This window comes from Clostridium sp. CS1-1 (assembly GCF_056135525.1).
The window spans coordinates 4598422-4610884 of the sequence record NZ_CM148680.1; the positions used below are offsets into that span (position 1 = coordinate 4598422).

Consider the following 12463-nt stretch of genomic DNA (forward strand, 5'->3'; position numbering starts at 1 on the left):
TTTCTATATACTCACATTGTGGATTATTTTTTGTGTATTTATTTATTCAAATAGCGTTACCAGTTCATTAAATACTTCTTTGCTTTCTTTTATCTTTTCTTCATTTCCTAACACACATAAATAGTTTTGTTTCATAACGTCTGAAATTAGGTCTCCAAACTTCCTAATATCCTCAACTTTAGTGTTTAGTACTTCTTCTCTTTCTCTTTGAATATCTTCATAGTTGACCCTTCTTATATAGTTTTCGGCAGCACGCTCTCCTTTCATTGAAGGAGTTAGTGGAACATCTAAATCTGATATTGTTCCTATGATATACTTAGTCATTTGTCTTTCATCTGCTTCAAAGCTTTTAAAGTAATTTCCAGCCTCATCATAAACTTTAAGGGTCTTATCTAAATTCGGATCACGGTAGGATGTAAAGAACATATTTCCGTTTCTTTGGAACGATGAAAAACTTCCATAGGCTCCACCCTGTACACGCACTTGATTCCATAAGTAATCATAGTTTGCTATCGCCCTTAACACTTGTAAGCTTCCGCTATATGAATATCCAAGCTTAACAAAGTTGTAAGCCTTTGCAACATATTGAACTTTACTTGAGGTTATAAGCCCTTCATTTTTAGCTTTAAATTCAAACTTATATTCCACAGGTGTCATATTATTGTCGCCTAATTCATTATATAATATTTCAAATCCTTTCTTGAATTCTTCATAATCCTTTTCTTCAACTGTAACACTTAAAACTAAATTTTTCTTATTGAAAATAGTGTTTGAAACTTCAACTAAGTTCTTTACTATTTCTTCTATCTTGTTTTCAAAGTTATTATCTAAGTCTTCAATAAACTTATAAAAAGCTAACCCACTAAGTATATCTTCATATTTCCCCATCGGTGAGAAATATGAGAACAAGTGATTTGCTGCTACTACATGACCTCTATCAAAAATTATCATTTCCATGCGTGATTTTGTTTCTTGAATTATTTCCTTTAAACGCTTGTGTTCGTCAAATTTAGTATGACCAATTATTTCTCCTAGTAAACTTGATAATTTTGATATATTAGCCACTAGCACCTTGGATCTCACTACAAACTTAGGATTAAATTTATCCGGATTTCCTTTTTCAGAATATGATTGCGCTGTATGTCTAATTCCTCCGGTATAAATATTAATCTCCTTTGCTAAATCCTCATACTGGTATTTTTCAGTACTAACCTTATCCAATATTGTGCTTAATAGTGATAAATAAGGTATATGCTCCTCTTTAACTCCTTCTGTATTAAAATACATATTTATATAAGCTATACCATTAGTAAATACAGGATGGTGAAGTACTTTTACTCCTTGTTCTTCCTTTTCAACTAAAGACAATTGTTTAGCTTTAGGATCAATATCTTTTATAGAGAGCAGTGGAATCTTCTCCAAATCTTTAGGTGTATCAGGAGTAGTTTGCCTTTCCTTTAGCCTATTTGTATTCTCTATAATTTCTTCTATTTTATCGTTACTTAATTCCCTCTTAAATTCAGCTAGCTTTCTCTTAAGTTCTTCCTCTTTTCTCTCTGCAAGTCCTTTAGCTGGTTTTACAATAAGCACTGAGCTATGATTATTGCTGAGTATATACTTTTCTATCATATCTTCAAAATAATTAGTCGTTAATGCGGTTTTAATTTTTTCTAATATTCTTTCATACTCTAAATGTTCCCAAGGCTTCTCATCATAAAGCCAACTATCCATAGCTTTCATGCTATAGATAAGTCCAGTAGGATAACCATGATAATCTGCTTCTCTCAATTTAAATTCTTTTATATTAATAGAAGCTTCTATTAACTTTTTATCAATTCCTTCTTTAACAAGCTTATTTAATGTTTGTGTAACTATTTCTTTAAATCTTTGCTTCTGATTTTCATTAGAATTCTTCACAACTATACTAAACATAGGTTGAAGCATACTTCCTTCAAATGATCCAAAAACATCTTTACCTATATTTGCATCAATAAGTGCCTTCTTTAATGGGGAAGAAGGTGTTTCCAAAAGCAGATGCTCAAGAATTTCAAAAGCCAAGTATAATTCATCATCAGTACCCTTTCCGACAGCAAAGTTCATACTTAAAAACGTCTTATCTTCTTCCTTCTCATTACTTGATATAGGATATTCTATAACTATTTCCTTCTGCTTTTCAAAAGGTTTTTGTAGAGTCAACTTAGAATCTATTTGAATTTTATCAAAGTTCTTTAGATACTCTTCATCTATAAACTTTAGCTTTTCCAATATATCCATGTCTCCATATAAGTAAATATAACTATTAGATGGATGATAATATTTTTTATGAAAATCTAAAAACTGCTCCTGAGTTAACTCTGGTATTTCATCTGGATCTCCACCAGACTCTACTCCATATTGAGTATCTGGAAAGAGAGTCTCAGAAATTTTTCTAAATAGTATTGATTCTGGAGATGAAAAAGCTCCTTTCATCTCATTATAAACTACACCTTTATAAGTAAGTTCGGAGTCCTTATTCTCTAATTCATAATGCCAACCTTCTTGCATCATGATTTCAGGATATTTATATATGTTAGGGTAAAAAACAGCATCTAAATAAACATCCATTAAATTTTTAAAATCTTTATCATTTGTACTAGCTACAGGATACATAGTTTTATCTGGAAACGTAAAAGCATTTAAAAAAGTATTAAGAGACCCTTTCACAAGTTCTACAAAAGGCTCCTTTACTGGAAACTTTCTTGATCCACATAATACGGAATGTTCCAGTATATGTGCTACTCCTGTACTATCTTTAGGTGGAGTTCTAAAGCTTATTGAGAAAACTTTATTTTCATCATCGTTCTTCAAATAGAATAATCCAGCACCTGTTTTTTCATGTTCAAAAATCATACCAATAGAATTAATCTCATGGATGTTTCTTTCTTCTAACAACTTAAAACCATTGTAAATATTCCCTAATTCCATTAAATTTTCCCCTTTCACAGGCTAACTTATTATAACTTACTTTTATGTTATTTAGCCTCATTATATCCTTACTATTTAGCACTTATAGTGTTTAATCACTAAATCTGTCTTACCAATAATTATATGTGCTTAAAACCCACCTAATTTAACTTTTACTTTATATTTTCTCTTTTATTTTTCCCTTTTAGTTTAAAATATATTATAACCAATTAGTTTACCTATTTTGGGACATAGAAATTGCTTTTTCAGTACACTTCTCCATAGCTTTTATAATACTTCCCTTGAAATTATTTTTTTCAAGACTATACACTGCTGCTATAGTTGCTCCTCCCGGTGAGCAAACCTTATCTCTTAATGCAGCAGGATGTTCTCCTGTTTCCAATACCATTTTCGCTGAACCTAAAACAGCTTGAGCAGCTAACTTATATGCTTGATCCCAAGTTAATCCTCTTAAAACTCCACCTTCTGCTAAGGCTTCAATAAACATATATACGTATGCTGGTGATGAACCACTTACAGCAGGAATTGCATCCATAAGTTTTTCATCTATTATTTGAACTTTTCCGAAACTCTCAAGTATTTTAACTACTGTCTCTAACTCTTCTTCACAAACCTCATCATTATGACATACAGCAGTCATACCTTCCCCTACGAGAGCAGGCGTATTTGGCATGGTTCTAACAACTTTTACTTTTTTATCAAAGAATACTTCCATATCCTTAATGCTTATTCCCGCTGCAATCGTTACTATAATACTGCTATCTTTTATATATTCTTTTATTTCTTCTATTACAGTTTCATATACATCAGGTTTTACTGCTAAGAATAATATATCTGAGAACTGTGCTAATTCTTTATTATCATCCGTAGCTTTAATACAATACTTTTCTTTAACTTTCTTTAATCGCTCTGTAGAAACTCCACTTACAGCAACGTTATCACGCGATACTAAATGTGATTTTACTATTCCTCCAATCATAGCTTGTGCCATATTTCCGCTTCCGATGAATCCTATTTTTTTGTCCAAATTTATCACTCCTTTTATTTCTTAATACATTTTATCATATATTATATATTGGTTAAACATTCCACAACAAATACACACCTTAATAATGTTATTATCTAAAATAAAATAAGTTCTAAACATGAAATTTAAAACAAATAAAAAACACCCTACCCACTTGAACTAGGTAGAGTGTTTTTAAATAATCTTTTATTTTAGTTTAATTAATAACTGTCCTGACTTAACCTGTTGTCCTTCTTTAATGAATATATTTTCAATTACTCCTGAAACAGCCGCAGTTATATTGGTCTCCATCTTCATAGCCTCAATAACAACTAAGCTATCTCCCTCTTTTACCTTATCGCCTTCTTTAACAAGTACCTTAAGAATGTTTCCTGGAATACTTGCTCCTATTTCCATGTTATTCTCAGAATCAGCCATAACTATCTCTTCTTCATATCCTCGTGCTGCGGTGTTACTAGACTTATCTTTTATCTTTACATCTCTTCTATTACCATTAATCTCAAATACTACAGTTCTGTTTCCTTGGTTGTCAACCTTCCCCATTTCCAAAAGCTGAACAATTAGTGTCTTTCCTTCGGCGATTTCAATCTCTGAAGTCTCTCCCTCAGCTAATCCATGGAAGAATACATCACTTCCCATACGACTAAAATCTCCATTTTCCTTGATGTATTTTAAGTAGCTTTCGAATACATCAGGATATAAAGCGTAACTTATTAAATCCTTTTTCGATGGTTGCATCTTATACTTATTTTCTAAGTGCCCAGCTATCTTACCAAAGTCCTCATCAGGTAACATTTCGCCTGGTCTGCAAGTAATAGGTTTCTCTTCTTTTAATACTATCTTTTGTAAATTCTCAGGGAATCCACCCATAGGCTGACCCATCATACCTTTAAAGTATGATACTGCAGAATCAGGGAATGTCATATTCTTAGCCTTTTCATATATATTCTTAGACGTTAAATCATTTTGAACCATAAATATAGCTAAATCTCCAACCATTTTTGATGATGGAGTTACTTTTACTATATCTCCAACCATATCATTCACTTCTTTAAACATCTCTTTTACTTCATCGAATCTATGACCTAATCCAAAACTTTCAACTTGAGGTTTAAGATTAGAATACTGTCCACCAGGTATTTCGTATTTATATATTTCTGCACTTCCTGTTTTTAAACCTGATTCAAACTGACTGTAAACTGGTCTTACAGCACTCCAATAATCAGATAACTTTTGAAGTCCATCTAAGTCTATACCTGTGTCTCTTTCTGTATTTTTAAGTGCTGCTACTACTGAGTTTAAAGCCGGTTGACTTGTAAGCCCTGATACGCTGTTAAAAGCAGTATCTACAATATCCACTCCTGCATGGGCTGCCATAAGAACTGTTGCTACACCATTACCTGTAGTATCGTGAGTATGAAGGTGAATTGGTATAGATATTTCATTCTTTAATGCCCTTATAAGCTTTAATGCTGCATATGGTTTTAACAAAGCTGACATATCCTTTATTCCAAGAATATGAGCTCCTGTTTTCTCGATTTCCTTAGCAAGCTTTATATAATATTCCAAACTGTATTTGTCTCTAGACTCATCAAGAATATCTCCAGTATAACACATACATGCTTCTGCTATTTTATTTTGTTTTAACGTCTCATCAATGGCAACTTCCATTCCCTTTAACCAATTTAATGAGTCAAATATTCTAAATACATCTATTCCCGATTCAGCAGATTCTCTTATAAATTCCCTAATAACATTGTCTGGATAGTTTTTGTATCCTACTGCATTTGCCCCTCTTATAAGCATTTGAAATAATACGTTTGGTACTCTTTTTCTTAGCTCAGTAAGTCTTTCCCAAGGAGATTCCTTTAAAAATCTGTAAGCAACGTCAAAAGTTGCTCCTCCCCACATCTCCATAGAGAATAAGTCTTTTCCAAGTGCTGATTGAGCCTTAGCTACTTTAATCATGTCTTTAGTTCTCATTCTTGTAGCCATAAGTGATTGATGGGCATCTCTCATTGTTGTATCAGTTAAAAGTAGTTTATTTTGCTCCTTAATCCATTTAACAAGTCCTTGTGGTCCTTCTTCATCTAGTATCTGCTTTGTTCCTCTTAAAGGTTCATTTACACTTACCTTTGGAACTACAGGTACATCAAAATCTGTTTTTTGTCCATGAGTTTCATTGACAACTTTCTCACCAATAAACTTAAGTACTCTTAATTCCTCATCAGTTTGTGGAGTTATATCAAATAACTCAGGATTATCTGCTATAAAGTTAGTATCACATTCACCTTTAGCAAATTGCTCATGATTTAATACATTTATTAAGAAGTCAACATTAGTTTTCACTCCGGAAATTGTCATTTCTTTTATAGAACGAGTTGATTTCCTTATAGCATCTTGGAATGTTCTTGACCAAGCTGTAGTTTTAACTAGAAGGCTATCGTAGTAAGGACTTATAACGGCTCCAGTAAATCCACTTCCTCCATCAAGTCTTATACCAAAACCTGATCCAGTTCTATATACATCAATTTTACCTGTATCTGGTGCAAAATTATTAGAAGGGTCCTCAGTGGTTACTCTGCACTGAATAGCAAACCCTCTAGGTTTTATGTCATCTTGTGAATATATTCCTAACTCTTTAGAATCTAGAGAATATCCTTCTGCTATCAAAAGCTGGCTTTGTACAATATCTACTCCAGTAACCATTTCTGTTACTGTATGCTCAACTTGTATTCTAGGATTCATCTCTATAAAATAATGATTACCTTTTTTATCTACTAAAAATTCTAGTGTTCCTGCACTTCTATATCCTACTGTTCTAGCTATTTTTAATGCATCATCACATATAGCTTTTCTCTTTTCTTCTGAAAGAGCTACTGCAGGTGTAAATTCTACAACCTTCTGATGCCTTCTTTGTACAGAGCAATCTCTTTCATATAAATGCACTACATTACCATACTTATCTGCAAGTATTTGAACTTCAATATGCTTAGGCTTTTCAAGATATTTCTCAATAAATATATCATCAATTCCAAAAGCTTTTTTAGCTTCATTCTTGGCACTTCTATAGGATTGTATAACTTCTTCTTCTTTTGTTACTATTCTCATTCCTCTACCGCCACCACCTGCAGCTGCTTTTAGCATTACAGGATAGCCGCAGCTTCTGGCAAACTCTACTGCTTCCTCTTCTGATTCTATAGGTTTTTCAACTCCCGGTATAGTAGGAACTCCTGCATTTTGTGCAACAATTTTTGATTTGATTTTATCTCCAAGCTTATCCATCATCTCTGAAGTCGGTCCTACAAATTCAATACCAGCCTCATGACATTTTCTTGCAAACTCAACATTTTCAGATAAAAAGCCATATCCAGGATGTATAGCATCAACACCCTTTTTGAGTGCAAGACTTATTATTTCATCAATATTTAAATAGGCCTCTACTGGACCCTTATTCTTTCCTATTAAATAAGCTTCATCAGCTTTAGTTCTAAAGAGAGATCGTTTATCCTCCTCAGAATATATTGCTACGGTTCTTATCCCAAGTTCTTGACAAGCTCTGAAAATTCTTATTGCAATTTCACCTCTATTGGCCACAAGAACTCTTTTAAATTTTTTAACCAAGTAACTCATCCCCTTTTATAAAGATTACAATATATTGAATAATTATTAATTTTTCATCATAAATATTAACAAGATAATAATATTATATACAAATACTAAAATTATTTCAATTGCATTTAAAAATTTTTTTCCTTGCATTTATTTAAAATGAAAATTTATTGTTTATATCATTGATTATATATTTCTTCACAAAAATTTAATATTTTATCTTTCTATACTGTTCACAACCAAAAATGCATATGCAACTTTTAAACTAATACAGATTCAATAATCTATTAACATTATTATATAGTATATATTTTATTTTGTAAATAATGTACCACAATTCGTAATTGTGTTACTCTAATACCCTTTATACTTATTCTTGTTGATATTAACCATATTAGTTAATATCAACAAGAATAAAAAAATACCTAAACTCTACCGAGTTTAGGCATCTTTTTATTCCATCCGTTTATCCGATGACTCTACGTTCTTATCTTTCACCAAGTTTTAGGTTCGGAATTGCATTTAATGTTAAAGGAGCAACGTTCCCTTTTATATATTCAAAATAAGCAGCACTTCCTATCATAGCGGCATTATCAGTACATAATACAAACTCTGGAAATAAAACTTCTATATCTCTTTCTCTTCCTGCTTTAATTAAATTCTCTCTAAGGTATGTATTTGATGCAACTCCACCTGCTACTGCTATTTTGTTAACTCCTTTTAATTTGCAGGCTTTCATAGCATTGTCAACCAAAAAGCTTACAACAGCTTTCTGGAAGGATGCCGCAACATCCGCTCTATTCACCTCTTCACTTTTCATTTCCATTTGATTTAAATAGTTCAGCACTGCAGATTTAACTCCACTAAATGAAAAATCTAGTGATTTATCATCATGAAAGTTAGCTCTTGGAAATTTTATTGCATCTGCATTTCCTTCTCTTGATATCTTATCGATTTTAGGCCCACCTGGGTAACCAAGTCCTATCGCTCTAGCAACTTTATCATAGGCCTCTCCTGCTGCATCATCTCTGGTTTGACCTAAAACTTCAAACTCACCGTAATCCTTCATGTATACTATGAACGTGTGACCTCCTGATACTACTAGACATACAAAAGGTGGCTTTAAATCTTTATATTGTATAAAATTAGCGCTTATGTGTCCTTCTATATGATTTACTGCTATCAAAGGCTTATCTATGGCATAAGCTAGTCCTTTTGCATATTGAAGACCAACCAAAAGCGCTCCAACTAACCCTGGTCCATAGGTAACCCCTATCGCATCTATATTTTGTAAGGTTATTCCTGCTTTATCTAAAGCCTCTTGCACTACCATTGAAACAACCTCTACATGTTTTCTAGATGCAACTTCTGGTACAACTCCTCCAAACTTTGTATGTATATCTATTTGAGATGATATTATATTTGATAAAACTTCTCTTCCATTAACTACAACGGCCGCCGATGTTTCATCACAGCTGCTCTCTATAGCAAGTATTTTTATATCCTTATTCATATGTTTCCCTCACTTTATTTTATTAGAAGTACTAATAAATATTATACTTATATAGTAGACAGTTGACAATTGGCAACTGTCTGCTACTTACTAACTATCTCATTAATATTATGCTATAATTATATAAAATACAAACATACCTGGCAAAAGAAGGAGTAAATTATGGATTACAATTATGCAAAGGTTATAGTAAAAGGCTCCCCTATATCTAAGTCTAACTTTAAACTTTTTAATATAAATGGTAGAGCTATATTACCTTATAACTCTGGAAAATATCATGATAGATATGCTCTATATGAAGAACAAATAGCTTATGAAGCTCGAAGTCAAAATCCTGGAAAGGTATTTACTGAATCTTTAATAGCAATATTAAGAGTTTACTATAAAAGTAAAAAAAGACATCCCGATACTAATAACATTACAAAGAGTATCTTTGATGGTATTGAAAAAAGCGGACTGATAATAAACGATGCTCAGATACGAAGGATTGTAATAGAGGAGTTTTATGATGAGGAAAATCCTAGGTTCGAACTAGAACTTTTTGTTGAGAGTATTTATTCTATGGAATATTCTATAATAAAAAAAGAAACAATAGATGATCCTATAGAATATTCTCCACCTGCAAATAGAAAAAAAGACTCTGAGTTTTCTATTAATCGCTCCACTTCCAATGCTGATAAAAACAAATTGTGTTGTGAAGTATGTGGCAAATCAATAAAAAAAGAGGACTCTGTCTCTGCTAATAAGGGTAAGACGATTATATGCAAAATCTGTCTTAAAAAATTGTTTTAAGCTAAAGACAAGCTATTTTGTCTTTAGCCTTATTTACTAGTTCCATTAAGTAATTCATCAATTATCTTTTCTGCCATTCTTTTTTGTATACTCGCTCTTACCACTAAAGTTATTACAGTCATGATTAGTTTGCTAATCTCTTTATCTTTATTCTTATCTTCATTTCCAATAATATTTGATTCTTGTAAAGAGTCTTCATTTATCTTATCTTCTAGTTCATCCTCGATCTCTTCTTTAAGACTTTCTTCTAATTCTGTATCAATCTTATCTTTGAAACTATCTTTAAAGCTTAAAGTCTCTTCTTTCTCTATTTCTAAAAACTTATTATAAATATCCTCTAAATCCTTCTCGTAATTCTCTCCAGAATTTATTGACTTAACAATTGGGGAAAGTAAACTTTGTATATCACCTATTGAAAGGACTTGTTTTAAGTAATAGGTTAGTATAATTAATATCATATGTTGCTTTGAATATTTCTTTCTTTTTGGTGGTAATACAATGCCAGCTTTAGTATAATTATTTATCATTGTTTTTGTAAGTATACTGTCTTTTTCATTTCGCTTTAGATAGGAAAGCTTTTCGTCAATAAATGTAGTTACCTGATCCATATATAAATCTATATCTGGAATAGCAGAAAGGTTTAATTGCTCGAAAGAACTAATTTCTTCTATAATCCTTTTCAATTCATTTTCATTCATTTCGGTTATCTTCCTCCAACTTTATTTATTATATAATTAATACCAACGATTTCTATTAGTAAGAATATAGGATATCGAGTTGCTTTTCAAATATAACGTATTCTCTTATTTACTTTAATTATATCATATTTAGGACATAACTTATATAAAAATAGCTGATATAGTTACCTATACCAGCTATTTTTATCATTAAGCTATTTTGTTTATTTTATTATCAACTTTGTCTACTTTTCTAGTTGCTACTATATTAACTCCAGTTTCAAGTACATTCTCTATTATTACATCTCCGATATTTATAGGTGCTTTTACTACTATGCCTTTTAGTGCTCTTACACAATCAAATATCTTATCCTTAGGTATATCACTTTCAGTCTTAACAGCAACCATATCTATTTCTCCGCTATCTACACATACTGATGAAGTAACTATTCTTGTAGGATTAGTACATTCCTTTTTAGCATAGTCTTCCCCTCTTTTGCAAGTATTTCCCGTAACCTCAGTAACTATATTTCCTTCTATCTTAACTTGAAGCTCACAACCTATAGGGCATCCAATACATACTAAATCTCTCATATTGTTATTCTCCTTCCACCTTAATGGTTATTTTTTCGCAATCAGGATACTTTTCAAACATTGCTTTAGTAAGCTTTACAGTTTCCATTTCACCTGGAGCAAGTATTCTTTTCTTTACGTGCATTTCTCTATTATCGTCAAAGTAAACTGATACAAACTTATCTTTGTATACCTCACCTACTCTAAATCTTACGTCAATCAATTTTTCTATATTTTCAGGATTAATATATTTAGGAACTGTATATCTAACTCCACCTGTAGCTACAATTTCTATTTTCTTGCCATCAAATCTCTTGCCTCTTACATAATTTACAGCATTTTTACCAGCATTAGAGCTTTCAACGGAAACATTATCAACTAAATCATGAACATGCAGTACATTTCCACATGCAAATATACCTTCTTCACTTGTTTCAAGACTTTCATCAACTTCTGGCCCACCAGTTATATTTGATAATTTAACGTCAGCATTTCTTGAAAGTTCATTTTCTGGAAGCAATCCAACTGATAAAAGTAATGTATCACATGGAATAAATTCTTCTGATCCTTTTATCTGTTTTCTATTTTCATCAACTTTAGCAATAGTTACACCTTCAACCCTATCTTTACCTTTTATATCTATCACTGTATGACTTAACTTCAAAGGTATATTGAAATCATCAAGACATTGAACTATATTTCTCTTAAGTCCACTAGAATATGGCATAAGTTCAACTACAGCTTTAACCTTAGCACCTTCAAGTGTCATTCTTCTTGCCATTATAAGTCCTATATCTCCTGACCCTAGTATTACAACTTCCTTACCTGGCATAAATCCCTCTACATTTACAAATTTTTGTGCTGATCCAGCAGTATATATTCCCGCTGATCTGCTGCCAGGTATGTTTATTGCTCCTCTCGGTCTTTCTCTGCATCCCATAGCCAGAATTACAGCCTTTGCCTTTATTTCAATAATCCCATCTTCTTCGTTAACGGCTGTTATAATCTTATCTTTATTTAAATCAAGCACCATTGTATTTAATTTGTATGGTATTTTCATATCCTCTAATTTATCTATAAATCTTTGAGCGTATTCTGGTCCTGTCAATTCTTCTTTAAAAGTATGAAGCCCAAATCCATTATGAATACATTGGTTTAATATTCCACCCAATTGAGTATCTCTTTCTAATATTAAAATATTATCTATTCCTTCTTCTTTAGCTGAAATTGCTGCCGCAAGACCTGCTGGTCCTCCACCAATTATAACTATATCGTATTCTTTCATGCCTTTAACCCTCCAACAAT

8 protein-coding genes are annotated in these 12463 nt (G+C 31.9%); 1 reads left to right on the forward strand and 7 read right to left on the reverse strand.

Annotation, left to right across the window (positions count from 1 at the left end; all coding sequences use genetic code 11):
• Positions 1-42 precede the first annotated feature (42 nt).
• The 4 genes from AC0N0V_RS21805 to tsaD form a co-directional block, all read right to left on the reverse strand.
• Positions 43-2964 carry an insulinase family protein gene (locus AC0N0V_RS21805; protein ID WP_474460987.1) on the reverse strand — a complete coding sequence of 974 codons (2922 nt, stop codon included), beginning with the start codon at positions 2962-2964 and terminating at the stop codon, positions 43-45.
• A gap of 214 nt (positions 2965-3178) precedes the next feature.
• Positions 3179-3991: a pyrroline-5-carboxylate reductase gene (gene proC / locus AC0N0V_RS21810; protein WP_474460989.1), complete on the reverse strand. Its 813-nt coding sequence runs from the start codon at positions 3989-3991 to the stop codon at positions 3179-3181.
• Positions 3992-4177: 186 nt separating this feature from the next.
• Complete coding sequence (locus AC0N0V_RS21815; RefSeq protein WP_474460991.1) at positions 4178-7615, reverse strand: pyruvate carboxylase; 3438 nt, start codon at positions 7613-7615, stop codon at positions 4178-4180.
• Between the two features lie 475 nt (positions 7616-8090).
• Entirely contained in the window at positions 8091-9116 is a 1026-nt protein-coding gene (gene tsaD, locus AC0N0V_RS21820) for a tRNA (adenosine(37)-N6)-threonylcarbamoyltransferase complex transferase subunit TsaD (RefSeq protein WP_474460992.1), read from the reverse strand.
• 162 nt (positions 9117-9278) lie between these two features.
• Here tsaD and AC0N0V_RS21825 point away from each other — a divergent pair, with 162 nt between their 5' ends.
• Complete coding sequence (locus tag AC0N0V_RS21825) at positions 9279-9908, forward strand: RusA family crossover junction endodeoxyribonuclease (protein WP_474460994.1); 630 nt, start codon at positions 9279-9281, stop codon at positions 9906-9908.
• A 29-nt stretch (positions 9909-9937) separates the two neighbouring features.
• Here the strand turns inward: AC0N0V_RS21825 and AC0N0V_RS21830 are convergent, their stop codons facing one another.
• From AC0N0V_RS21830 to AC0N0V_RS21840, 3 genes are all read right to left on the reverse strand, one after another.
• Complete coding sequence (locus AC0N0V_RS21830; RefSeq protein ID WP_474460995.1) at positions 9938-10606, reverse strand: DUF1836 domain-containing protein; 669 nt, start codon at positions 10604-10606, stop codon at positions 9938-9940.
• Between the two features lie 189 nt (positions 10607-10795).
• Positions 10796-11179: a DUF1667 domain-containing protein gene (locus AC0N0V_RS21835; RefSeq protein ID WP_474460996.1), complete on the reverse strand. Its 384-nt coding sequence runs from the start codon at positions 11177-11179 to the stop codon at positions 10796-10798.
• Between the two features lie 4 nt (positions 11180-11183).
• On the reverse strand, positions 11184-12443 hold the full coding sequence (locus tag AC0N0V_RS21840; protein ID WP_474460997.1) for an NAD(P)/FAD-dependent oxidoreductase: 1260 nt from the start codon (positions 12441-12443) through the stop codon (positions 11184-11186).
• Positions 12444-12463 lie beyond the last annotated feature (20 nt).